This is a genomic window from Streptococcus mitis B6 (genome assembly GCF_000027165.1).
Lineage (GTDB): Bacteria > Bacillota > Bacilli > Lactobacillales > Streptococcaceae > Streptococcus > Streptococcus mitis_AR.
This window is the reverse complement of sequence record NC_013853.1, coordinates 229,470-254,084: the sequence shown is the minus strand read 5'-3', so window position 1 is coordinate 254,084 and position 24,615 is coordinate 229,470. Positions and strand designations below refer to the sequence as shown.

General features: G+C 43.2%; 19 protein-coding genes, 10 tRNA genes and 3 rRNA genes. 4 read left to right on the top strand and 28 right to left on the bottom strand.

Annotation, left to right across the window (positions count from 1 at the left end):
* Nucleotides 1-62 precede the first annotated feature (62 nt).
* From fusA to rpsL, 3 genes are all read right to left on the bottom strand, one after another.
* Nucleotides 63-2,144, bottom strand: coding sequence for an elongation factor G (gene fusA / locus SMI_RS01355; protein ID WP_000090357.1), 2,082 nt, complete (start codon nucleotides 2,142-2,144; stop codon nucleotides 63-65).
* 394 nt (nucleotides 2,145-2,538) lie between these two features.
* Nucleotides 2,539-3,009 (bottom strand): 30S ribosomal protein S7, encoded by a 471-nt coding sequence (gene rpsG, locus SMI_RS01350; protein ID WP_000087873.1) that lies wholly within the window; start codon nucleotides 3,007-3,009, stop codon nucleotides 2,539-2,541.
* A gap of 19 nt (nucleotides 3,010-3,028) precedes the next feature.
* Nucleotides 3,029-3,442: a 30S ribosomal protein S12 gene (rpsL, locus tag SMI_RS01345; RefSeq protein WP_001142335.1), complete on the bottom strand. Its 414-nt coding sequence runs from the start codon at nucleotides 3,440-3,442 to the stop codon at nucleotides 3,029-3,031.
* Nucleotides 3,443-3,750: 308 nt separating this feature from the next.
* Between rpsL and SMI_RS01340 the strand changes: the two genes are divergently transcribed.
* Complete coding sequence (locus SMI_RS01340) at nucleotides 3,751-4,917, top strand: IS30-like element ISSmi1 family transposase (protein WP_000163009.1); 1,167 nt, start codon at nucleotides 3,751-3,753, stop codon at nucleotides 4,915-4,917.
* A 547-nt stretch (nucleotides 4,918-5,464) separates the two neighbouring features.
* On the opposite strand, the gene SMI_RS01335 is transcribed toward SMI_RS01340, so the two are convergent.
* The 19 genes from SMI_RS01335 to SMI_RS01245 form a co-directional block, all read right to left on the bottom strand.
* A complete protein-coding gene (locus SMI_RS01335; protein WP_000772075.1) occupies nucleotides 5,465-6,064 on the bottom strand; it encodes a response regulator transcription factor in 600 nt (199 codons plus the stop codon).
* A 1-nt stretch (nucleotide 6,065) separates the two neighbouring features.
* Nucleotides 6,066-7,163: a sensor histidine kinase gene (locus SMI_RS01330; protein WP_000893535.1), complete on the bottom strand. Its 1,098-nt coding sequence runs from the start codon at nucleotides 7,161-7,163 to the stop codon at nucleotides 6,066-6,068.
* Nucleotides 7,163-7,900 carry an ABC transporter permease gene (locus SMI_RS01325; RefSeq protein ID WP_012972436.1) on the bottom strand — a complete coding sequence of 246 codons (738 nt, stop codon included), beginning with the start codon at nucleotides 7,898-7,900 and terminating at the stop codon, nucleotides 7,163-7,165. Before SMI_RS01325 ends, SMI_RS01330 begins: the two co-directional genes overlap by 1 nt.
* A 1-nt stretch (nucleotide 7,901) precedes the next feature.
* Nucleotides 7,902-8,786: an ABC transporter ATP-binding protein gene (locus tag SMI_RS01320; RefSeq protein WP_001055974.1), complete on the bottom strand. Its 885-nt coding sequence runs from the start codon at nucleotides 8,784-8,786 to the stop codon at nucleotides 7,902-7,904.
* Nucleotides 8,773-8,967, bottom strand: a complete 195-nt coding sequence (locus tag SMI_RS01315; protein WP_000708869.1) for a hypothetical protein — start codon at nucleotides 8,965-8,967, stop codon at nucleotides 8,773-8,775. The genes SMI_RS01320 and SMI_RS01315 overlap by 14 nt, the downstream gene beginning before the upstream one ends.
* The gene (locus SMI_RS01310) at nucleotides 8,964-9,170 is read right to left on the bottom strand and encodes a hypothetical protein (RefSeq protein WP_025170907.1); all 207 of its coding nucleotides are present in this window, start codon (nucleotides 9,168-9,170) and stop codon (nucleotides 8,964-8,966) included. The genes SMI_RS01315 and SMI_RS01310 overlap by 4 nt, the downstream gene beginning before the upstream one ends.
* 491 nt (nucleotides 9,171-9,661) lie before the next feature.
* Nucleotides 9,662-9,735, bottom strand: a tRNA-Pro gene (locus tag SMI_RS01305).
* A gap of 15 nt (nucleotides 9,736-9,750) precedes the next feature.
* Nucleotides 9,751-9,824, bottom strand: a tRNA-Arg gene (locus SMI_RS01300).
* An 11-nt stretch (nucleotides 9,825-9,835) separates the two neighbouring features.
* Nucleotides 9,836-9,921, bottom strand: a tRNA-Leu gene (locus SMI_RS01295).
* A gap of 7 nt (nucleotides 9,922-9,928) precedes the next feature.
* Nucleotides 9,929-10,000: transfer RNA gene (locus SMI_RS01290), tRNA-Gly, on the bottom strand.
* A 22-nt stretch (nucleotides 10,001-10,022) separates the two neighbouring features.
* Nucleotides 10,023-10,095: transfer RNA gene (locus tag SMI_RS01285), tRNA-Thr, on the bottom strand.
* A gap of 18 nt (nucleotides 10,096-10,113) precedes the next feature.
* Nucleotides 10,114-10,195: transfer RNA gene (locus tag SMI_RS01280), tRNA-Leu, on the bottom strand.
* Between the two features lie 5 nt (nucleotides 10,196-10,200).
* Nucleotides 10,201-10,273: transfer RNA gene (locus tag SMI_RS01275), tRNA-Lys, on the bottom strand.
* Nucleotides 10,274-10,296: 23 nt separating this feature from the next.
* Nucleotides 10,297-10,369: transfer RNA gene (locus tag SMI_RS01270), tRNA-Asp, on the bottom strand.
* Nucleotides 10,370-10,371: 2 nt separating this feature from the next.
* Nucleotides 10,372-10,444: transfer RNA gene (locus tag SMI_RS01265), tRNA-Val, on the bottom strand.
* Between the two features lie 4 nt (nucleotides 10,445-10,448).
* Nucleotides 10,449-10,564, bottom strand: a 5S ribosomal RNA gene (gene rrf / locus SMI_RS01260).
* 77 nt (nucleotides 10,565-10,641) lie between these two features.
* Nucleotides 10,642-13,543, bottom strand: a 23S ribosomal RNA gene (locus SMI_RS01255).
* 125 nt (nucleotides 13,544-13,668) lie between these two features.
* Nucleotides 13,669-13,741 (bottom strand) — tRNA-Ala (locus SMI_RS01250).
* 51 nt (nucleotides 13,742-13,792) lie between these two features.
* Nucleotides 13,793-15,338: ribosomal RNA gene (locus SMI_RS01245) — 16S ribosomal RNA — on the bottom strand.
* The 16S, 23S and 5S rRNA genes sit together here with 10 tRNA genes alongside, the layout of an rRNA operon.
* 326 nt (nucleotides 15,339-15,664) lie before the next feature.
* On the opposite strand from SMI_RS01245, the gene SMI_RS01240 reads away from it, so the two are divergent.
* Nucleotides 15,665-16,831, top strand: coding sequence for an IS30-like element ISSmi1 family transposase (locus SMI_RS01240; RefSeq protein ID WP_000163009.1), 1,167 nt, complete (start codon nucleotides 15,665-15,667; stop codon nucleotides 16,829-16,831).
* A gap of 294 nt (nucleotides 16,832-17,125) precedes the next feature.
* Here the strand turns inward: SMI_RS01240 and SMI_RS01235 are convergent, their stop codons facing one another.
* The 4 genes from SMI_RS01235 to rpmG all read right to left on the bottom strand — a co-directional run bounded on the left by SMI_RS01235 (nucleotide 17,126) and on the right by rpmG (nucleotide 18,654).
* Nucleotides 17,126-17,605, bottom strand: a complete 480-nt coding sequence (locus tag SMI_RS01235; RefSeq protein WP_000471943.1) for a transcriptional regulator — start codon at nucleotides 17,603-17,605, stop codon at nucleotides 17,126-17,128.
* 119 nt (nucleotides 17,606-17,724) lie between these two features.
* Entirely contained in the window at nucleotides 17,725-18,261 is a 537-nt protein-coding gene (gene nusG, locus SMI_RS01230; RefSeq protein ID WP_000376727.1) for a transcription termination/antitermination protein NusG, read from the bottom strand.
* A gap of 54 nt (nucleotides 18,262-18,315) precedes the next feature.
* The gene (secE, locus tag SMI_RS01225; protein WP_001210991.1) at nucleotides 18,316-18,492 is read right to left on the bottom strand and encodes a preprotein translocase subunit SecE; all 177 of its coding nucleotides are present in this window, start codon (nucleotides 18,490-18,492) and stop codon (nucleotides 18,316-18,318) included.
* 9 nt (nucleotides 18,493-18,501) lie between these two features.
* Nucleotides 18,502-18,654 carry a 50S ribosomal protein L33 gene (gene rpmG, locus SMI_RS01220; RefSeq protein ID WP_012972434.1) on the bottom strand — a complete coding sequence of 51 codons (153 nt, stop codon included), beginning with the start codon at nucleotides 18,652-18,654 and terminating at the stop codon, nucleotides 18,502-18,504.
* Between the two features lie 179 nt (nucleotides 18,655-18,833).
* On the opposite strand from rpmG, the gene SMI_RS01215 reads away from it, so the two are divergent.
* Nucleotides 18,834-20,000 (top strand): IS30-like element ISSmi1 family transposase, encoded by a 1,167-nt coding sequence (locus SMI_RS01215; RefSeq protein WP_000163009.1) that lies wholly within the window; start codon nucleotides 18,834-18,836, stop codon nucleotides 19,998-20,000.
* Nucleotides 20,001-20,257: 257 nt separating this feature from the next.
* On the opposite strand, the gene pbp2a is transcribed toward SMI_RS01215, so the two are convergent.
* Nucleotides 20,258-22,459 carry a penicillin-binding protein PBP2A gene (gene pbp2a / locus SMI_RS01210; RefSeq protein ID WP_000762648.1) on the bottom strand — a complete coding sequence of 734 codons (2,202 nt, stop codon included), beginning with the start codon at nucleotides 22,457-22,459 and terminating at the stop codon, nucleotides 20,258-20,260.
* A gap of 86 nt (nucleotides 22,460-22,545) precedes the next feature.
* On the opposite strand from pbp2a, the gene SMI_RS01205 reads away from it, so the two are divergent.
* Nucleotides 22,546-23,421, top strand: coding sequence for an RluA family pseudouridine synthase (locus SMI_RS01205; protein WP_012972433.1), 876 nt, complete (start codon nucleotides 22,546-22,548; stop codon nucleotides 23,419-23,421).
* Nucleotides 23,422-23,489: 68 nt separating this feature from the next.
* Here SMI_RS01205 and gap read toward each other — a convergent pair whose 3' ends face one another.
* Nucleotides 23,490-24,500 (bottom strand): type I glyceraldehyde-3-phosphate dehydrogenase, encoded by a 1,011-nt coding sequence (gene gap, locus SMI_RS01200; RefSeq protein WP_000260670.1) that lies wholly within the window; start codon nucleotides 24,498-24,500, stop codon nucleotides 23,490-23,492.
* Nucleotides 24,501-24,615: the final 115 nt, after the last annotated feature.

Genomic DNA, 24,615 nt, shown 5'->3' with positions numbered 1-24,615 from the left:
AGAGGTATTTTCTAAAGACAAAAGGAAGCCACTAAGTGACTTCCTTCTAGAGTGAGGACTGATTAGTCTTCACCTTTATTTTTCTTAATGATTTCTTCTTGTACTGACTTAGGTACGTCTTCGTAGTGGTCAAATACCATCATGAATGTACCACGTCCTTGAGATGCAGAACGAAGAACTGTTGCGTAACCGAACATTTCAGCAAGCGGAACATAAGCACGAACGATTTGGCTGTTACCGTGTGCTTCCATACCATCAACACGTCCACGACGAGCAGTTACGTGACCCATAACATCACCAAGGTTTTCTTCTGGAACAGTGATTGTTACAAGCATCATTGGCTCAAGGATGGCTGGTTGTGCTGATTTAGCAGCTTCTTTAAGGGCAAGTGAAGCCGCGATCTTGAAGGCAGTTTCAGATGAGTCGACATCGTGGTATGAACCATCGTAAAGTTTAGCTTTAACGTCAACCATTGGGTAACCTGCAAGAACACCGTTAGCCATAGATTCTACCAAACCTTTTTCAACCGCTGGGATAAATTCACGAGGAACCACACCACCGACGATTGCGTTTTCGAATTCGAATCCTTTACCTTCTTCGTTTGGAGTAAATTCAATCCATACATCACCGAATTGACCTTTACCACCAGACTGACGTTTGAAGAATCCACGTGCTTGAGTAGAAGCGCGGAATGTTTCACGGTAAGATACTTGAGGAGCACCTACGTTCGCTTCAACTTTGAACTCACGACGCATACGGTCAACAAGGACGTCAAGGTGAAGCTCACCCATACCAGAGATAACTGTTTCACCAGTTTCAACGTTTGTTTCAACGCGGAATGTTGGATCTTCTTCAGCCAATTTTTGAAGGGCAATACCCATCTTATCTTGGTCAGCTTTAGATTTTGGCTCAACCATCAATTGGATAACTGGTTCTGGAACGTTGATTGACTCAAGGATGATTTTAGCTTTTTCATCTGTCAATGAGTCACCAGTTGTAGTATCTTTCAAACCAACGGCAGCAGCGATATCACCTGAGTAAACAGTGTCAATTTCTTGACGACTGTTAGCGTGCATTTGAAGGATACGTCCGATACGCTCACGTTTACCTTTAGAAGTGTTCAATACGTAAGAACCTGATTGAAGCACACCTGAGTAAACACGGAAGAATGTCAAACGACCTACGAATGGGTCTGTCATGATCTTGAAGGCAAGAGCTGCAAATGGCTCTTCATCAGATGCTGGACGAGTTTCTTCTTCATCTGTATCTGGGTTGATACCTTTGATTGCTGGGATGTCAAGTGGGCTTGGAAGGTAGTCGATAACCGCATCAAGCATCAATTGAACACCTTTGTTCTTGAAGGCAGAACCACACAATACTGGGAAGAATTCAACGTTGATAGTCGCTTTACGGATACCAGCTTTCAATTCTTCGTTAGTGATTTCTTCACCTTCGAGGTATTTCATCATCAATTCTTCGTCAGTTTCAGCAACTGCTTCAACCAATTTTTCACGGTATTCTTGAGCTTGGTCAAGGTATTCAGCTGGAATATCTTCTTCAAGGATATCTGTACCAAGGTCGTTCGTATAGATTTCAGCTTTCATCTTGATCAAGTCGATGATACCACGGAAATCATCTTCAGAACCGATTGGCAATTGGATTGGGTGGGCATTTGCTTGAAGGCGATCGTGAAGTGTGCTTACAGAGTAAAGGAAGTCAGCACCGATTTTGTCCATTTTGTTGGCAAATACGATACGTGGAACTCCGTACTCAGTTGCTTGACGCCAAACTGTTTCAGTTTGAGGCTCAACACCTGATTGTGAGTCAAGAACGGTAACCGCACCATCCAATACACGAAGAGAACGTTGTACTTCGATTGTGAAGTCCACGTGTCCCGGTGTGTCGATAATGTTTACGCGGTGATTGTTCCATTGAGCTGTTGTCGCAGCAGATGTGATAGTGATACCACGTTCTTGCTCTTGCTCCATCCAGTCCATTTGTGACGCACCTTCGTGAGTTTCACCGATTTTGTGGATTTTACCAGTGTAGTAAAGAATACGCTCAGTAGTTGTTGTTTTACCAGCATCGACGTGAGCCATGATACCGATATTACGAGTTTTTTCAAGTGAAAATTCGCGTGCCATGAGGTTTGTTTCTCCTATTTATTTTTGATTTCTATTCTATTATAACACGATTTTAATAAAAACGGATAGGCAGGACCTACCCGTTCTCAATGTTTTCATGCTATTGTTGGTTTCAACTTGTAGATTTACAAGTTGAATTGAACTCGGGCTAAAGTTAGTTAGCCGATTTGAGCCAGAACGGGATGCTGTGTGAAAAAGATAAACTTCCTTGTATTCGTCGAATACTGCGTCAGTTTTCTATTTTCACCTTACATCCTTACCGTTTCTAGCATCATGATATAGTTGAGCTCAAGCTAAAAGTCTGGAGAAAAAGATGAATCTCATTGGTTGCAATCGCAACCTGCTTCGATTCCCTATTTTCTCTGGGACTTTCTTAACGCTTTCGCATCCTATCTTACCAACGGAAGTGTGCGAATGCACGGTTAGCTTCAGCCATACGGTGAGTGTCTTCACGTTTCTTAACAGCTGCACCAGTGTTGTTAGCAGCATCCAAGATTTCTTTTGCAAGACGGTCTTGCATTGTGTGTTCACCACGAAGACGAGCGATTGTTACCAACCAACGAAGTCCAAGTGTTGTACGACGTTCTGGACGAACTTCAACTGGGACTTGGTAGTTAGAACCACCAACACGGCGTGCACGTACTTCAAGTACAGGCATGATGTTTTCCATAGCTGTTTCAAATACTTCAAGTGCATCGTTGCCAGTAGCTTCTTTGATTTGCTCAAAAGCACCGTAAACGATTGAAGCAGCTGTACCACGTTTACCGTCAAGCATAACGCGGTTGATAAGACGAGTAACTAGTTGTGAATTGTAAAGCGGATCTGGCAATACGTCACGTTTTGGAGCTCTATTTTTACGACTCATTTCTCTTTATCCCCTTTCCTTATGCTTTTGGACGTTTAGTACCGTATTTAGAACGGCCTTGTTTACGATCGTTAACACCTGCAGTATCAAGTGCACCACGGACGATATGGTAACGTACCCCTGGAATGTCTTTTACACGTCCACCACGAAGAAGAACCACGCTGTGTTCTTGCAAGTTGTGTCCGATACCTGGGATGTAGGCAGTAACTTCGATAAGGTTGCTCAAACGTACACGAGCGAATTTACGAAGGGCTGAGTTAGGTTTTCTAGGTGTCATTGTTCCAACACGAGTTGCAACACCACGTTTTTGTGGTGAAGAAACGTTTGTTTGAACTTTTTTATGACTGTTGTAACCAACGTTCAAAGCTGGTGATTTAGATTTTTCTACTTTTGATTTACGCGGTTTGCGAACCAATTGGTTAATTGTAGGCATCTACATACTCCTGTGTTTTTTTATTTTTGGTGATGATACACTTGGTGACAGCTATCATCTGTGTGTACTTTTGCAACATTTGTCAGCACGTCCCTGTACACTCTTGAGAGACCAAAAGTAAAAAGTACCGTTTATTATTGTAACAAATTTTTCCCTTGCTTGTCAAGATATTTTTCTTTTTTATTGTTAATTTTAGCTCTTCGTAACTTCTCAAAGTAACTTCCATCTCTCTCCCAAAACTGGAAGTTAGTCTCAGACGATGAATTATGCTAGAATTAAGTCTGAGACTTTTCGTGAGGAGGTACCTCATGACGAAAAAACAAAAACATCTCACTCTAGAAGACCGTATTGACATCCAAACTGGAATCAGCCAACAGGAGACTTTCCGTTCCATCGCTGAGAAGATGGGGAAAGACCCGTCAACGATTTCAAAGGAAATCAAGCGCAATCGCATCATGCATCCAACATCCGTCAAATCTGATTGCACGGATTGCCCTCTTCTCAAAAAAGCTCCTTATGTCTGTAACAACTGTCCAAAAAAGAGGACGGATTGTGGGTTTAACCGCTATCTTTACTACGCGAAAAAGGCACAGGAGCAGTACGAGACTATGTTGAGGGAATCCAGACAGGGAATTCCCCTAAACAAGGAAAGTTTTTATCAGATGGACAAGGTCTTAACCCAAGGCATCCAGAAGAAACAAAGCATCTACCATATCATTCAGACACATAACCTACCTGTGTCGAAAGCTACGGTGTATCGGCATGCCAAGCTGGGCTATCTGACAGCCAAGCCCATTGATTTCCCTCGGATGGTCACGTTCAAGGAACGCAGAAAATCCAGAAAAGTAGCTATTCCTAAAGAGCTGAAAATTGGGCGGACCTATCAAGATTTCCAAGAGTTACGAGAAACAGATGATTTCTTCAAATGGTTGGAAATGGACACGGTCATCGGCAGACCTGGTGGAAAGCTACTGCTCACCTTCAACGTTTCCTTCTGCAACTTCCTCTTCGCCCTGCTTTTGAACAACAAGACCGCTCTGGAGGTCGCCACTAAATTCGCAGCTTTGAAAGAAAGAGTCATGGACGGAGGGTGTGCGTTCCATCAGCTGTTCCCTGTCATTCTCACAGACAACGGATCTGAGTTCGCCTATGTGGAGGAGCTTGAGCGAGACATTGATGGGAAGTCTCACCTCTACTTCTGCGACCCTAGCCGTCCTGACCAGAAGGGGCGGATTGAGAAGAACCATACGGTTTTGCGAGCCATTCTTCCCAAGGGCACTTCCTTTGACCAGCTGACTCAGAAAGACGTCAATCTAGTCATTTCCCATGTCAATTCCTTGAAACGAGAAGAGTTTCAAGGAAAATCTGCTTACGACATCTTCACCTTCACCTTTGGCGAGGACATCGCTGCTCTTCTGGGTTGCCAATTTGTCAAACCAGAAGACACACACCTATCACCTGATTTATTGAAATAAAGGGAATTTTCCCCTCTAACTACACATCTTATCACCATCGAAAAGTCTCACACTAAACGCTAGCAACTGGAATTTACTCTAAGACGACTCTGTTTTAGGGCTATTTGTCGTGCACTTTTTTCTGAGTCTTTTCGCTTTTGAACCCTTATATATCAAGAAAAAGAAAACCAGTGGAAGTTAGTCTAAGACGGATTTCCACTGATTTCACGCGTTTTTCTCATACTAAAAGCTAGGTTGTGGGAAACTGGAAGTTAGTTTTAGAAGTTACCAATTTTAGCTCTTTGGTACCACCTTATACTCAATGAAAATCAAAGAGCAAACCAGGAAGCTAGCAGCAGGCTGCTCAAAGCACTGCTTTGAGGTTGTAGATAAGACTGACAAAGTCAGTCACATATATAATCCAAGGTGAAGCTGACGTGATTTGAAGAGATTTTCGAAGAGGATTAGACTAAACAAAAAGGAGGAAACTAAGCCTCCTCAAGTTACAAAATTGTTTGATTGAATAATTTCAATTTTAGCACATAATGGTTTTCGAGATATGATAGTATCACAACCAACCAGATTCTTTCGCGATATTAGCTGCCTCTGTTCGATTGCCTGCATGTAATTTAGAAAGAATATTGGTGACATAGTTTCGGACTGTTCCGTTGGATAGATAAAGTTTGTCTGCAATTTCTTGGTTAGAGAAGCCCTGAGCAATTCCCTTTAAAACTGCGATTTCTTGTTCTGTTAATGGATTGGGATGCGTCATCACCACTTCCATCAATTCAGGCGAATACTCCTTGCGTCCTTCTAGGACGGTGTGCAAGGTTTGCATGAGGTCTGCAATGTTTCTTTCTTTTAATACATAAGCATCTACTCCAGCCTTGACCGCACGTTCAAAATACCCAGGACGCTTGAAGGTCGTCACCACAACCACCTTTGTTTCTAGATTTTCTGCTCGTATCCACTCCAAGACTTCGAGGCCCGTCTTAACAGGCATTTCTACGTCAAGGATGGCGATATTTACAGACTCCTTTTCTAATAGTTGGATTGCTTCTTGCCCATTCTTGGCTTGAAAGACAGACTCTACATCTGGTTGAAGCGTGAGCAACTGGCACATGGCATCTCGCAACATACTTTGATCTTCTGCAACAAGTAGTTTCATCTTAGTTTCTCTCCTTATAAGGTAGATGCACGCGCACCTCTGTGGGATCTTTCAAACTGACCAGCTCTACTTGACCTGAGAAGGTTGCTGCACGGTCACGGACTGTATGAAGTTCATTTCCTTTTACAGTTGCAAAACCTTTCCCGTCATCTCTAACTGTCAGGACCAATTCCTGATCTGTACGTTCCAGTTTTAGATAGGCTTTTTCAGCTCTGGCATGCTTGATGATATTGGTCGCCAATTCTAACAAAACCATAGCAGCCGTCGACTCCACATCCTGGGTCAAGCTAGCCTTGTCCAATTGATTCTCAACTTGAACCTCAATCCCAGCAATTTCCAGCATCTTCTTAACAGTCTCAAGCTCTGAAGCTAGGGTCCGTGATTTCAGATTTTCCACAATGGTTCGCACTTCATTCATGGAATCCTTGCTGATCTGGTGGATTTCTTTTAATTCCTTCTCCACCTGTGGATAAGCCTCCATCTGAAACAACTGCAAGGCTAAATCTGTCTTGACACTGAGCATAGCAAAAGTATGTCCCAGACTATCATGTAAATCCTGGCCGATACGACTGCGTTCATTTTCAGCAAGCAATAGATTTATCTGGGCATTTTGCTTAGCCTGAGCTTCTTTCAAATCCTCCACAATCCGAATCCGAACCATACCAAATGTCATTAAATCGACAAAAGCAAGAATTACAAGTAGATAGAATAGAGACTCAACTTCGATTCTCTGAAAAATCAACAGTTGGCCCACAACAAGGACTTGAGCAAGAAGAAAAGTCCAGACATGTAAAGACTTTAAACTACGTACGCTGAAATGATAACTTAAAAGATTGGATAGGAAAAAGAAAAACCAGATATAATTAACAGCAACAAAGGCAGTATTCCCAACTACATAAGTCAGCATGAGACCCCAATATAGCCAAGATAGGTGCTGGCTCTTAGTTGTTAAAACACCCAAATACGCCACTACAAATAGAATATCAATCAATAAATGCCAGGCAGAAAGCCACCCAGTCACTACAGGTAGGATGGGGAAAAGCATAAAAATCAAACTGGCCCAAAACATATAATGTATGCTTTTCAGTCTTTCAAGCATTAAGCATTCTCCTTATGACCTTGAAGGTAAATGGTCAAACCAAACAAAACTGCTGAAAAAACAAGTAGATAAACTGTGGCTGATAGATTGATGCTACTCTCGTTTAAGAAGGTCTTGAGCAACTCCATCAACTGATAAGTTGGTAGGCACTTCCCGATTGCTTGCATCCAGTCTGGAAATAAAGAGATGGGCATCCAGAGTCCACCTAAAACAGCCAGGCCTAGATAGAGAAGATTGCCCACGACAGACATCAGCTGACTAGAAGGTAAGAGTGTCAAGGTCAATCCAAGCGCTACAAAGGCAACACTTCCTACTATCAGCAAGAACGCCGCTCCAACCCAGCTTGCTAGAGGTATGTCCACACCTCTTACAAAATGCCCAACTGAGAAAACCACCAAGATTGAAACCAAATAATCAACCAGCATACTTGTTATCTTTGATAGATAATATTCTACCATATTTACCGGAGTATGGCCTAATGTTTTCTGCCAGTTGTTGATTTTATCTGTATGTAAAACAGCTGGGAATGAAAACATAGCTGTCGACATCATGGAAAAGGCTGTCATGGAGATGAGGTAATCACGCATAAAATTAGCTGGCCCACCAGGTGTGTCCTGGTACATGCCTGAAAAGAATAAATAGAAGGCTGTCGGCATCCCTACAGATAATAAATAATAGACTAGTTGCCGTTTGGTCAATAGAAATTCTATCTTATTTAATGCGATCCATCGTTTCATCTTAGTCATCTCCCTTCTGTGTTTCTTCAAAGATTGTATCTAGCAAACTACGGTTATTAACTTCGATTTCTTGTATGCTACATCCTGCTTGGACTAACAGTTGCCAGAAAGCATCTGCTTCGCGTGTGACTACTTGCAGAGCATCTTGTTTTTGTGACCAGTTATCAACCAAGTTTGACTGCTCAACGACTTCCTTGTAAGCCAGAGGTAGAATAAAGTGCTTTTCAATCTCCTCACTACGCATGGCTAGAGGTGTTGTATCGCGAATCAACTCTCCCTTATTCAAGACCAAGATTCGGTCCGCTGTATGCTCTACCTCTTCGATGTAATGGGAGGAATAGAGAATGGTAACTCCCTGCGCTTTTAGATCCTGAACAATTTCCCAAAAACGTTGGCGGGTTGAGGTATCCATGGCCGCAGTTGGCTCATCTAAAAAGACAAGTTTTGGTCGGCCAATCAAGGTCAAGACAAAAGAGAAAAGACGCTTTTGCCCACCTGACAATTTTTCTGCAAATTGCTCTTTTTGTTGCTTGTCAAACTGCAATAGTTGATCGATCTCCTGGTTGCTCAAGGGATTTGGATAAATACTTTGAAAGAAAGCAATCAACTCTTTGACCTTTAATTTCTGAACGATGACATTTTCTTGAGGGAGATAGGATCTTGTGTAGTCTAACTGAGAACTCGTCACTGGCAAGCCTTGGATGGATACTTGACCGCTTGTGATCCGTTTATCTCCAAGCAAACAGTCCAAGAGTGTGGTCTTCCCAGCACCATTGGGCCCAATCAAGGCGACGCATTCACCTTCAGCTACCTCAAAGGAAATATCCTTCAAAATAGCCTTGCCCTTGATGTTTTTATTTAGGCTTTCTACCTTAATCATGTTCATGATATTCTCCTTTCAGCCACTCCTTTCCCATAGGGAAGGCGATAAAAATCATAAATCCTAGTCCCCAGGCACCACGGATGAATTGGTGAAGGAAGGCTTGATCAAACCAACCTGTAAACATTTCGACCAACCATACCACTAGTGATAGTCCAATAAAAAGATAGAGAAATGCTTTTTTCATTTTTCAAACTCCTTTTTCACATCTGAGACTAATTTCAAACCTTCTCGGATAAGCCAGGACATCATTCCAAATCCTGCAAATAGCTCCCAAGGAAAATGATAGAAATCTTCATCCAATCCTGAAAACATGAGATAAGTCATAACTCCTGCTGCTACTAAACTCATTGCAACAATTACTTTATGTTTCATTTTTTCTTCCTCCATTTGATACATCTATTATAATTCTTTGAATCTACTGCGACTAGAATCTTCTGTCATGAGGAGATGTGACAAATGTCATAAAAGATTCTATTTGAAAGAATCAAGAAACATTACACAGCAAAACACGGATAGAAAAGAATCTATAATTATTTCCTTCAAGGTGATATTAAATCCAATTCATACTATAACGTAAACTAATACACTTTCAAAATCAAAAGATCAGAAATGTTCATCCCATAAGCACATATATTATAGGCTGAGTAAAAAACTCTTCAATTACTTTCTTAAAAGTTTGTAAGAATTATACAATCTGTGAAATTTTAATTTATGTACCTAAATTACAGTATTCATTGAACAAATCAGGAAATAAAAAAGTATACGCGATCAAAATGAATTACTGAAATTAAAAAAGAGAGAAGCAAACTGATTCTCTCTTAATGTATATAATCTCAAGTTAAAACAAAAAAGATACGCTTACGTATCTCTGTAATGAATCGGGAAGACAGGATTCGAACCTGCGACACCTTGGTCCCAAACCAAGTACTCTACCAAGCTGAGCTACTTCCCGAGTTAAATAGAAAAATGCACCCTAGAGGAGTCGAACCTCTAACCGCCTGATTCGTAGTCAGGTACTCTATCCAGTTGAGCTAAGGATGCTCTTTATATTATGCCGAGGACCGGAATCGAACCGGTACGATCGTTACCAATCGCAGGATTTTAAGTCCTGTGCGTCTGCCAGTTCCGCCACCCCGGCCTCTCTAAGCGAACGACGGGATTCGAACCCGCGACCCCCACCTTGGCAAGGTGGTGTTCTACCACTGAACTACGTTCGCACTGTTTTCTTCTATCTAAAAATGCCGGCTACATGACTTGAACACGCGACCCTCTGATTACAAATCAGATGCTCTACCAACTGAGCTAAGCCGGCTCATTTATTATATCTTAATGCGGGTTAAGGGACTTGAACCCCCACGCCGTTAAGCGCCAGATCCTAAATCTGGTGCGTCTGCCAATTCCGCCAAACCCGCATATATGACCCGTACTGGGCTCGAACCAGTGACCCATTGATTAAAAGTCAATTGCTCTACCAACTGAGCTAACGAGTCAAAAATAACTTACGTTATTCTTACGGTCCCGACGGGAATCGAACCCGCGATCTTCGCCGTGACAGGGCGACGTGATAACCGCTACACTACGGGACCTATGGGAGTTAACGGGATCGAACCGCTGACCCTCTGCTTGTAAGGCAGATGCTCTCCCAGCTGAGCTAAACTCCCTAGAGCTAAGCGACTTCCATATCTCACAGGGGGCAACCCCCAACTACTTCCGGCGTTCTAGGGCTTAACTTCTGTGTTCGGCATGGGTACAGGTGTATCTCCTAGGCTATCGTCACTTAACTCTGAGTAATACCTACTCAAAATTGAATATCTATTCAAATCAAGAAAAACCGTTCGCTTTCATATTCTCAGTTACTTTGGATAAGTCCTCGAGCTATTAGTATTAGTCCGCTACATGTGTCGCCACACTTCCACTTCTAACCTATCTACCTGATCATCTCTCAGGGCTCTTACTGATATAAAATCATGGGAAATCTCATCTTGAGGTGGGTTTCACACTTAGATGCTTTCAGCGTTTATCCCTTCCCTACATAGCTACCCAGCGATGCCTTTGGCAAGACAACTGGTACACCAGCGGTAAGTCCACTCTGGTCCTCTCGTACTAGGAGCAGATCCTCTCAAATTTCCTACGCCCGCGACGGATAGGGACCGAACTGTCTCACGACGTTCTGAACCCAGCTCGCGTGCCGCTTTAATGGGCGAACAGCCCAACCCTTGGGACCGACTACAGCCCCAGGATGCGACGAGCCGACATCGAGGTGCCAAACCTCCCCGTCGATGTGAACTCTTGGGGGAGATAAGCCTGTTATCCCCAGGGTAGCTTTTATCCGTTGAGCGATGGCCCTTCCATACGGAACCACCGGATCACTAAGCCCGACTTTCGTCCCTGCTCGAGTTGTAGCTCTCGCAGTCAAGCTCCCTTATACCTTTACACTCTGCGAATGATTTCCAACCATTCTGAGGGAACCTTTGGGCGCCTCCGTTACCTTTTAGGAGGCGACCGCCCCAGTCAAACTGCCCGTCAGACACTGTCTCCGATAGGGATCACCTATCCGGGTTAGAGTGGCCATAACACAAGGGTAGTATCCCAACAACGTCTCCTTCGAAACTGGCGTCCCGATCTCTTAGACTCCTACCTATCCTGTACATGTGGTACAGACACTCAATATCAAACTGCAGTAAAGCTCCATGGGGTCTTTCCGTCCTGTCGCGGGTAACCTGCATCTTCACAGGTACTAAAATTTCACCGAGTCTCTCGTTGAGACAGTGCCCAAATCATTACGCCTTTCGTGCGGGTCGGAACTTACCCGACAAGGAATTTCGCTACCTTAGGACCGTTATAGTTACGGCCGCCGTTTACTGGGGCTTCAATTCATACCTTCGCTTACGCTAAGCACTCCTCTTAACCTTCCAGCACCGGGCAGGCGTCACCCCCTATACATCATCTTACGATTTAGCAGAGAGCTGTGTTTTTGATAAACAGTTGCTTGGGCCTATTCACTGCGGCTGACTTAAAGTCAGCACCCCTTCTCCCGAAGTTACGGGGTCATTTTGCCGAGTTCCTTAACGAGAGTTCTCTCGCTCACCTGAGGCTACTCGCCTCGACTACCTGTGTCGGTTTGCGGTACGGGTAGAGTATGTTTAAACGCTAGAAGCTTTTCTTGGCAGTGTGACATCACTAACTTCGCTACTAAACTTCGCTCCCCATCACAGCTCAATGTTATAGAACTAAGCATTTGACTCAGTTCACACCTCACTGCTTAGACAGACACTTCCAATCGTCTGCTTTAGTTAGCCTACTGCGTCCCTCCATCACTACATACTCTAGTACAGGAATATCAACCTGTTGTCCATCGGATACACCTTTCGGTCTCTCCTTAGGTCCCGACTAACCCAGGGCGGACGAGCCTTCCCCTGGAAACCTTAGTCTTACGGTGGACAGGATTCTCACCTGTCTTTCGCTACTCATGCCGGCATTCTCACTTCTATGCATTCCAGCACTCCTCACGGTATACCTTCATCACACATAGAACGCTCTCCTACCATACCTATAAAGGTATCCACAGCTTCGGTAAATTGTTTTAGCCCCGGTACATTTTCGGCGCAGGGTCACTCGACTAGTGAGCTATTACGCACTCTTTGAATGAATAGCTGCTTCTAAGCTAACATCCTAGTTGTCTGTGCAACCCCACATCCTTTTCCACTTAACAATTATTTTGGGACCTTAGCTGGTGGTCTGGGCTGTTTCCCTTTCGACTACGGATCTTAGCACTCGCAGTCTGACTGCCGACCATAATTCATTGGCATTCGGAGTTTATCTGAGATTGGTAATCCGGGATGGACCCCTCACCCAAACAGTGCTCTACCTCCAAGAATCTCTAATGTCGACGCTAGCCCTAAAGCTATTTCGGAGAGAACCAGCTATCTCCAAGTTCGTTTGGAATTTCTCCGCTACCCACAAGTCATCCAAGCACTTTTCAACGTGCCCTGGTTCGGTCCTCCAGTGCGTCTTACCGCACCTTCAACCTGCTCATGGGTAGGTCACATGGTTTCGGGTCTACGTCATGATACTAAGGCGCCCTATTCAGACTCGGTTTCCCTACGGCTCCGTCTCTTCAACTTAACCTCGCATCATAACGTAACTCGCCGGTTCATTCTACAAAAGGCACGCTCTCACCCATTAACGGGCTCGAACTTGTTGTAGGCACACGGTTTCAGGTTCTATTTCACTCCCCTCCCGGGGTGCTTTTCACCTTTCCCTCACGGTACTGGTTCACTATCGGTCACTAGGGAGTATTTAGGGTTGGGAGATGGTCCTCCCAGATTCCGACGGGATTTCACGTGTCCCGCCGTACTCAGGATACTGCTAGGTACAAAGACTATTTTAAATACGAGGCTATTACTCTCTTTGGCTGATCTTCCCAAATCATTCTTCTATAATCTTTGAGTCCACATTGCAGTCCTACAACCCCGAAGAGTAAACTCTTCGGTTTGCCCTCCTGCCGTTTCGCTCGCCGCTACTAAGGCAATCGCTTTTGCTTTCTCTTCCTGCAGCTACTTAGATGTTTCAGTTCACTGCGTCTTCCTCCTCACATCCTTAACAGATGCGGGTAACAGGTAGTACCTGTTGGGTTCCCCCATTCGGAAATCCCTGGATCATCGCTTACTTACAGCTACCCAAGGCATATCGTCGTTTGTCACGTCCTTCTTCGGCTCCTAGTGCCAAGGCATCCACCGTGCGCCCTTATTAACTTAACCTTATTTTTCTGACCTTTCAGTCATAAACTCTTATTAATACTACAGCGTTTTCGGTTTATTTTCTTGTTACTATTTGATATAGATATTCAATTTTCAATGTGCATTACTTGGTGATCTCTCACCAATGGAGCCTAGCGGGATCGAACCGCTGACCTCCTGCGTGCAAAGCAGGCGCTCTCCCAGCTGAGCTAAGGCCCCACAAGACCTCTCAAGACTAAACAAGACCAATGCGCAGTTCCTTTTCCTTAGAAAGGAGGTGATCCAGCCGCACCTTCCGATACGGCTACCTTGTTACGACTTCACCCCAATCATCTATCCCACCTTAGGCGGCTGGCTCCTTACGGTTACCTCACCGACTTCGGGTGTTACAAACTCTCGTGGTGTGACGGGCGGTGTGTACAAGGCCCGGGAACGTATTCACCGCGGCGTGCTGATCCGCGATTACTAGCGATTCCGACTTCATGTAGGCGAGTTGCAGCCTACAATCCGAACTGAGACTGGCTTTAAGAGATTAGCTTGCCGTCACCGGCTTGCGACTCGTTGTACCAGCCATTGTAGCACGTGTGTAGCCCAGGTCATAAGGGGCATGATGATTTGACGTCATCCCCACCTTCCTCCGGTTTATTACCGGCAGTCTCGCTAGAGTGCCCAACTAAATGATGGCAACTAACAATAGGGGTTGCGCTCGTTGCGGGACTTAACCCAACATCTCACGACACGAGCTGACGACAACCATGCACCACCTGTCACCTCTGTCCCGAAGGAAAACTCTATCTCTAGAGCGGTCAGAGGGATGTCAAGACCTGGTAAGGTTCTTCGCGTTGCTTCGAATTAAACCACATGCTCCACCGCTTGTGCGGGCCCCCGTCAATTCCTTTGAGTTTCAACCTTGCGGTCGTACTCCCCAGGCGGAGTGCTTAATGCGTTAGCTGCGGCACTAAACCCCGGAAAGGGTCTAACACCTAGCACTCATCGTTTACGGCGTGGACTACCAGGGTATCTAATCCTGTTTGCTCCCCACGCTTTCGAGCCTCAGCGTCAGTTACAAGCCAGAGAGCCGCTTTCGCCACCGGTGTTCCTCCATATATCTACGCATTTCACCGCTACACATGGAATTCCACTCTCCCCTCTTGCACTCAAGTTAAACAGTTTCCAAAGCGTACTATGGTTAAGCCACAGCCTTTAACTTCAGACTTATCTAACCGCCTGCGCTCGCTTTACGCCCAATAAATCCGGACAACGCTCGGGACCTACGTATTACCGCGGCTGCTGGCACGTAGTTAGCCGTCCCTTTCTGGTAAGATACCGTCACAGTGTGAACTTTCCACTCTCACACTCGTTCTTCTCTTACAACAGAGCTTTACGATCCGAAAACCTTCTTCACTCACGCGGCGTTGCTCGGTCAGACTTCCGTCCATTGCCGAAGATTCCCTACTGCTGCCTCCCGTAGGAGTCTGGGCCGTGTCTCAGTCCCAGTGTGGCCGATCACCCTCTCAGGTCGGCTATGTATCGTCGCCTTGGTGAGCCGTTACCCCACCAACTAGCTAATACAACGCAGGTCCATCTGGTAGTGATGCAATTGCACCTTTTAAGCAAATGTCATGCAACATCTACTCTTATGCGGTATTAGCTATCGTTTCCAATAGTTATCCCCCGCTACCAGGCAGGTTACCTACGCGTTACTCACCCGTTCGCAACTCATCCAGAGAAGCAAGCTCCTCCTTCAGCGTTCTACTTGCATGTATTAGGCACGCCGCCAGCGTTCGTCCTGAGCCAGGATCAAACTCTCATTAAAAGTTTGAGTTCTCACTCATTTCTGTCACTGACAGATTGTTTGTTTGTTCATTGTTCAGTACTACAACAGTTGTTGTAGTGCCCTGCACATTGGTTCGTCTTGTTCAGTTTTCAAAGGTCTTTGTCACTTACTTCTCTTAAGCGACAACTATATTAGTATATCACAGCCACTTTCGCTTGTCAACACTTTTTTGAAACTTTTTTAATCTTTTTTTCATCCCGTAACTTCTCAAAGTAACTTCCATCTCTCTCCCAAAACTGGAAGTTAGTCTCAGACGATGAATTATGCTAGAATTAAGTCTGAGACTTTTCGTGAGGAGGCACCTCATGACGAAAAAACAAAAACATCTCACTCTAGAAGACCGTATTGACATCCAAACTGGAATCAGCCAACAGGAGACTTTCCGTTCCATCGCTGAGAAGATGGGGAAAGACCCGTCAACGATTTCAAAGGAAATCAAGCGCAATCGCATCATGCATCCAACATCCGTCAAATCTGATTGCACGGATTGCCCTCTTCTCAAAAAAGCTCCTTATGTCTGTAACAACTGTCCAAAAAAGAGGACGGATTGTGGGTTTAACCGCTATCTTTACTACGCGAAAAAGGCACAGGAGCAGTACGAGACTATGTTGAGGGAATCCAGACAGGGAATTCCCCTAAACAAGGAAAGTTTTTATCAGATGGACAAGGTCTTAACCCAAGGCATCCAGAAGAAACAAAGCATCTACCATATCATTCAGACACATAACCTACCTGTGTCGAAAGCTACGGTGTATCGGCATGCCAAGCTGGGCTATCTGACAGCCAAGCCCATTGATTTCCCTCGGATGGTCACGTTCAAGGAACGCAGAAAATCCAGAAAAGTAGCTATTCCTAAAGAGCTGAAAATTGGGCGGACCTATCAAGATTTCCAAGAGTTACGAGAAACAGATGATTTCTTCAAATGGTTGGAAATGGACACGGTCATCGGCAGACCTGGTGGAAAGCTACTGCTCACCTTCAACGTTTCCTTCTGCAACTTCCTCTTCGCCCTGCTTTTGAACAACAAGACCGCTCTGGAGGTCGCCACTAAATTCGCAGCTTTGAAAGAAAGAGTCATGGACGGAGGGTGTGCGTTCCATCAGCTGTTCCCTGTCATTCTCACAGACAACGGATCTGAGTTCGCCTATGTGGAGGAGCTTGAGCGAGACATTGATGGGAAGTCTCACCTCTACTTCTGCGACCCTAGCCGTCCTGACCAGAAGGGGCGGATTGAGAAGAACCATACGGTTTTGCGAGCCATTCTTCCCAAGGGCACTTCCTTTGACCAGCTGACTCAGAAAGACGTCAATCTAGTCATTTCCCATGTCAATTCCTTGAAACGAGAAGAGTTTCAAGGAAAATCTGCTTACGACATCTTCACCTTCACCTTTGGCGAGGACATCGCTGCTCTTCTGGGTTGCCAATTTGTCAAACCAGAAGACACACACCTATCACCTGATTTATTGAAATAAAGGGAATTTTCCCCTCTAACTACACATCTTATCACCATCGAAAAGTCTCACACTAAACGCTAGCAACTGGAATTTACTCTAAGACGACTCTGTTTTAGGGCTATTTGTCGTGCACTTTTTTCTGAGTCTTTTCGCTTTTGAACCCTTATATATCAAGAAAAAGAAAACCAGTGGAAGTTAGTCTAAGACGGATTTCCACTGATTTCACGCGTTTTTCTCATACTAAAAGCTAGGTTGTGGGAAACTGGAAGTTAGTTTTAGAAGTTACCCTTTTTTTATTTTTTGCATAGCTTCTTACAGAGTACGGATATCAAACTCCTTAAACACAATACGTAAGTCTCTTAATACTCTTTGTCGTCCTCGGAAGCGTTCATGTCTTAAGACGCGTTCTAACTCTTCTTGTTTGTCTTTACTTTGTTTGTTTCTATAATCTCTTAGTGTCTCATGAAAGAGATAATACTCATCTAGCCACAGACCTCCCTCGCTTATACGATGACTAAGCTCACCCACTTCTTCATAGGGTTCTTTTTCATATCTACGCTTCTGGCTTTCTTGTTTACGGATATGGTCTAAAATTCGATTACGGAATTTAGTTTTGAAGTATTTTCGTAAACGAGGAATATCTTCTACTAGCTCTTCTTCTCTACTGATCAATTCATGTAAGCAAATCATTCCCTCTTGGTCCCAATCAGATAACTCCCATAAATGGAGATGATATTCATTTCTACACTTGTACACAATTCCCTGGACTTCTTTATACAATTCTTTAAACATAACGTTCCCCTTTCTAGATACAGTCTAACAAATCAAGAAGATAATTGGGATATTTCACCTATTCTGTCCCCTACACCGTCTCAACTGCACAAAAAAGAGAGGTCTGGCCTCTCTTAGGGTTATAATTCTGCAATTTGGTTTAGGTTTACTTCTGCAACTGTGTCATTACCAAACATAGAGATAATCATTTTCACTTTATTATTATCAATTTCTGTAATCTTACCAGTGTAGTCTGCAAAAGCACCATCAATAATACGTACGGTTTGGCCAACCTCAACATCGAAATCAAATTCTTGAACAGTTTGTCCCATAGATACCAAAATGTCACGAATTTCTTGTTCCAATAATGGAGTTGGTTTTGATCTGTTCCCGTGTGATCCGACAAATCCTGTAACATTTGGTGTGTTTCGAACAACAAACCAAGCTTCATCTGTCATGACCATTTCTACAAGAACATAACCTGGAAAGCGATTTTCTTCTACTTCTTTTCTCTTTCCATTTTTTTCAACTTGCACTGTTTGTGTTGGAATTTCAACACGTAGAATATTATCCAACATATCGTAGGTTTGTGCACGTTGTAATAGATTTTCTTTTACCTTATTTTCATAACCAGAATAAGTTTGTAAAACAAACCACCCTTTATCAAAACTATCCATGATATTTCCTTTCATAAATAGAAGATTTCTAGTGTAATTAACTCCACTAACCTTCTAAAAAATGTTAATAAACCGAATCAAACCTGAAACAATCAACTGGTCAAAAATGTAAATAATTACTACAAAGAAAGCTGTGTATTCCATGATAGAACGAAAATCTCTCCAGCTTTCCTTGCGAGTTGGCCATGTTGTGTCTTTAAGAAGTCTAAAAATATCTCCAATAAAACGCATCGCTCTCTCCTATCTCGTTTCTCTGTGTGTAGTGTACTTGCCACAATGCTTACAAAATTTATTTACTTCTAGTCGTGTAGGCTTGGGGGTTCCACTAATCTTGATTGAATAGTTTCTCGAACCACAAACCACACAAGCTAGGCTTGCTTTTTTTAGTGCCATAACGCCTCCATCTTATCTATTATAACAAGAAAGCTAGGCTTTGACAAGCATCTTAGCGAAATAGATTGACTACGTAACTTCTCAAAGTAACTTCCATCTCTCTCCCAAAACTGGAAGTTAGTCTCAGACGATGAATTATGCTAGAATTAAGTCTGAGACTTTTCGTGAGGAGGCACCTCATGACGAAAAAACAAAAACATCTCACTCTAGAAGACCGTATTGACATCCAAACTGGAATCAGCCAACAGGAGACTTTCCGTTCCATCGCTGAGAAGATGGGGAAAGACCCGTCAACGATTTCAAAGGAAATCAAGCGCAATCGCATCATGCATCCAACATCCGTCAAATCTGATTGCACGGATTGCCCTCTTCTCAAAAAAGCTCCTTATGTCTGTAACAACTGTCCAAAAAAGAGGACGGATTGTGGGTTTAACCGCTATCTTTACTACGCGAAAAAGGCACAGGAGCAGTACGAGACTATGTTGAGGGAATCCAGACAGGGAATTCCCCTAAACAAGGAAAGTTTTTATCAGATGGACAAGGTCTTAACCCAAGGCATCCAGAAGAAACAAAGCATCTACCATATCATTCAGACACATAACCTACCTGTGTCGAAAGCTACGGTGTATCGGCATGCCAAGCTGGGCTATCTGACAGCCAAGCCCATTGATTTCCCTCGGATGGTCACGTTCAAGGAACGCAGAAAATCCAGAAAAGTAGCTATTCCTAAAGAGCTGAAAATTGGGCGGACCTATCAAGATTTCCAAGAGTTACGAGAAACAGATGATTTCTTCAAATGGTTGGAAATGGACACGGTCATCGGCAGACCTGGTGGAAAGCTACTGCTCACCTTCAACGTTTCCTTCTGCAACTTCCTCTTCGCCCTGCTTTTGAACAACAAGACCGCTCTGGAGGTCGCCACTAAATTCGCAGCTTTGAAAGAAAGAGTCATGGACGGAGGGTGTGCGTTCCATCAGCTGTTCCCTGTCATTCTCACAGACAACGGATCTGAGTTCGCCTATGTGGAGGAGCTTGAGCGAGACATTGATGGGAAGTCTCACCTCTACTTCTGCGACCCTAGCCGTCCTGACCAGAAGGGGCGGATTGAGAAGAACCATACGGTTTTGCGAGCCATTCTTCCCAAGGGCACTTCCTTTGACCAGCTGACTCAGAAAGACGTCAATCTAGTCATTTCCCATGTCAATTCCTTGAAACGAGAAGAGTTTCAAGGAAAATCTGCTTACGACATCTTCACCTTCACCTTTGGCGAGGACATCGCTGCTCTTCTGGGTTGCCAATTTGTCAAACCAGAAGACACACACCTATCACCTGATTTATTGAAATAAAGGGAATTTTCCCCTCTAACTACACATCTTATCACCATCGAAAAGTCTCACACTAAACGCTAGCAACTGGAATTTACTCTAAGACGACTCTGTTTTAGGGCTATTTGTCGTGCACTTTTTTCTGAGTCTTTTCGCTTTTGAACCCTTATATATCAAGAAAAAGAAAACCAGTGGAAGTTAGTCTAAGACGGATTTCCACTGATTTCACGCGTTTTTCTCATACTAAAAGCTAGGTTGTGGGAAACTGGAAGTTAGTTTTAGAAGTTACCAAATAGATTGACTACCGAATCCCATATTGTTTGAGCCTTTTCCTTAATCTTCGCATCTGAGATAGCCCGGCTAGCCTCATCTACTAGACTTTGCGCACGTCCTCGAATATCAGACAAATTATCATCTGTCTGGCTATTATCATTGGTTTGTACTTGTCTTTTTGTGTTAGCTGGTGCAATTCCATTTTGCTTATAAGCATTTTCAACTGTAAAGGTACTTCCTGGCGTATAAGGTAAAATGGTATTGGCAATGTTTCTAAAGACATGAGCTGCACCATTTGAAGTAGAGCCAGTTAGATAATGATTTTCATCAGTCGTCGGGAAACCAAGCCAGTGACTAATCACTACATCCGGTGTATAACCAATTACCCACTGGTCACTTGTATAATCTGGATTGAAAACTGCTTCAGTTGTTCCAGTTTTTCCTGCCATGACATAGTCTGCAGGCGATGAACTAATACCTTTTCCGTTTGTAAATGTTCCCAACATCATACTGGTCATCTTGTCAGCTACAGACTTATCAATCACCCGTTTTTGTGAATTTTTATGGCTCGCAATGACCTGACCACTAGCATTTTCAATTCTACTAATAAAATGAGCTTCCGGCATTAAACCTTCATTTGCAAAGGCAGCATATGCTTGAGCCATTTGCAGAGGATTGGTTTCAACACCGCTTCCCAATGCGACACCAAGAACACGATCAACTTTTTCCATGTTGAGTCCGAATTTTTCGCCCGCCTCAAAAGCCTTATCAACGCCCAAATCATTAACAGTGGCAACAGCAGGCAGATTAAGCGACTCTGCCAAGGCTTGATACATAGGAACTTCTCGACTCGTTTTGATTCCTGCATAGTTATCAAGCTTATAGCTGTCGTACTGCATGGTATGGTTATCCAAGAGCTTATTCAAAGCCCAGCCTGCTTCAACTGCTGGCGTATAAACAACTAAAGGCTTAATTGCAGAACCAGGACTACGTTTTGATTGAGTTGCATAGTTGAAATTCCGGAATCCAGTTTTATCATTATCAGCAACTTGACCGACAACTCCACGAACTCCCCCTGTTTTCGGTTCGAGAGCGACACTTCCTGATTGAGCAAATGTTCCATCCTCTGCCCTCGGAAATAGCGCTGTATTTTCATAGACAACCTGCATATTTGCTTGGTAGTTTTGGTCCAGTTCTGTGTAAATGCGGTAGCCATTATTGACAATTTCTTCCTCTGTTAGATTATACTTGGAAACAGCTTCATTAACCACAGCATCAAAGTAAGAAGGATAGCGATAATCTGAGATTTTTCCTTCATACTTATCGTGCAATTGCGAAGTCATATCAACTTCTGCAGCTTCGGTTTCTTGGTTTTTATCAATATATCCTGCTGCAACCATATTTTGCAAGACAGTATCGCGACGATTAGTCGAATCTTGTACGGAATTCAAAGGATTATACAGTTCCGGCCCTTTGAGCATCCCTGCCAGAGTTGCAGCTTGATCCAAACTCACTGCTGATGCAGAAACTCCAAAGTATTTCTTACTCGCATCTTCTACACCCCACACACCATTTCCAAAATAAGCGTTGTTAAGGTACATGGTTAAAATTTGATCCTTACTATATTTTTTTGTTAATTCTAAGGCAAGGAAAAATTCTTTCGCTTTTCTCTCAACAGTTTGATCCTGCGACAAATAGGCGTTTTTAGCCAGCTGTTGGGTAATAGTAGAACCTCCACCTGAACGACCAGCAGTGACAATAGCCAAGAAGAAACGACCATAGTTAATCCCGTCATTTTTATAGAAAGAACGGTCTTCTGTCGCAACAACAGCATTCTGCAAATTTTTACTGATATCAGTCAATTCAACATAAGTTCCTTTTTGACCAGACAAGGCACCAGCCTCTTTTTCTTCACGGTCAAAAATGAGAGTCCGAGTTTTCAAGGCGTTTTGCAAATCATTGACATTGGTTGATTTAGCTACAGCAAACAAATAGGTTCCAACTAGCAAGCTTGCACTCAAACCTAGTATAAGGACAATCTTTGTTAGATGATAGCGACGCCAGACTTTTCGAATCGGACCTACATGACCTAGTTTTTTTCTATCACTCCGAGAACGACGTAAGCTAGTCGAATCAGAATCCTCTGATTCACTTGTTTCTTTTTTAAAAAGAGAAAGAAATTTCTCGAATAATTTATCTAATTTCATGCGTTTATTTTATCATCTTCATCATAGGAACTCAAGAATTTAGCTATTTCCTATCCAAATAGGGCTTTTTTTGTTACAATATCTGTATGAAATTCACATTTACATTACCCGCCTCTTTACCTCAAATGACGGTGAAGCAACTACTAGAAGAGCAACTCCTCATTCCTAGAAAAATCCGTCATTTTTTGAGAATCAAGAAACACATTTTGATTAATCAGCGAGAAATTCACTGGAACGAGACGGTAAATCCTGGAGATGTTTGCCAATTGACTTTTGACGAGGAAGATTATCCTGAAAAAGAAATTCCTTGGGGCAACCCAAACCTCATTCAGGAAGTTTATCAAGACCAACACTTGATTATTGTAAACAAACCTGAGGGGATGAAAACACACGGTAACCAACCAAACGAAATCGCCCTTCTTAACCATGTCAGTGCCTATGTTGGCCAAACCTGCTATGTCGTTCATCGTCTGGACATGGAAACCAGTGGCTTGATTCTCTTTGCCAAAAATCCTTTTATCCTACCTATTCTCAACCGCTTATTGGAGAAAAAAAAGATTTCTAGGGAATATTGGGCACTTGTTGATGGAAATATCAACAGCAAAGAGCTTGTTTTCAGAGATAAAATCGGACGTGATCGTCATGACCGCAGAAAACGAGTAGTTGATACAAAAAATGGACAATCTGCTGAAACGCATATAAGCAGATTAAAGCAATTTCCAAACAAAACTTCCTTGGTTCGTTGCAAACTAAAGACAGGTCGAACCCATCAAATCCGTGTGCACCTTTCGCATCATAACTTCCCGATCCTGGGCGACCCTCTCTATAACAACAATTCAACGACAAGTCGGCTTATGCTTCATGCCTTCCGACTTTCCTTTACCCATCCACTTACATTAGAAAAATTAAACTTCACTGCCCTCTCGAATACTTTTGAAACAGAATTAAAAAAGAATGGATGATAGCGTCATCCATTTTTAAATATTTAAAAAGCAAGACCAAGAGGCCTTGCTTTTTATCGACTCAGGAATTATTTAGCGATTTTTGCGAAGTATTCAAGAGTACGAACAAGTTGTGCAGTGTATGACATTTCGTTGTCGTACCATGATACAACTTTAACCAATTGTTTACCGTCAACGTCAAGAACTTTAGTTTGAGTTGCGTCAAACAATGAACCGTAAGACATACCTACGATATCTGAAGATACGATTGGATCTTCTGTGTAACCGTATGATTCGTTTGAAGCTACTTTCATAGCTGCGTTCACTTCATCAACAGTAACGTTCTTTTCAAGAACTGCTACCAATTCAGTTACAGAACCTGTTGGAACAGGAACACGTTGAGCAGCTCCATCCAATTTACCGTTCAATTCAGGGATAACCAAACCGATTGCTTTAGCAGCACCAGTTGAGTTAGGAACGATGTTAGCTGCAGCAGCACGAGCACGGCGAAGGTCACCTTTACGGTGTGGTCCATCAAGAAGCATTTGGTCACCAGTGTAACCGTGGATAGTAGTCATCAAACCTTCAACGATACCGAAGTTGTCATGAAGAGCTTTAGCCATTGGAGCCAAACAGTTTGTAGTACATGAAGCACCTGAGATAACTGTTTCAGTACCATCAAGAACGTCATGGTTAGTGTTAAATACAACTGTTTTAACATCTGATCCACCAGGAGCAGTGATAACAACTTTCTTAGCACCACCAGCGTGCAAGTGTTTTTCAGCAGCTGCTTTAGTAGCAAAGAAACCAGTTGCTTCAAGAACGATGTCTACACCGTCGTTAGCCCAGTCGATTTGTTCTGGATCACGTTCAGCAGAAACTTTAACGAATTTACCGTTAACTTCGAATCCACCTTCTTTAACTTCAACAGTACCGTCGAAACGACCTTGAGTTGTGTCGTATTTCAACAAGTGTGCAAGCATAACTGGATCTGTAAGGTCGTTGATGCGTGTAACTTCAACACCTTCTACGTTTTGGATACGACGGAAAGCAAGACGACCGATACGTCCGAAACCGTTAATACCAACTTTAACTACCATTAGTGATTTCCTCCTTATGAAAATCATGAAATTTTTATTGTGAAAAGAGTAACTTGAATCACTACAAATCACCTTTCAACAAACCTATTATATAACTATTTGAGTTGAATTGCAA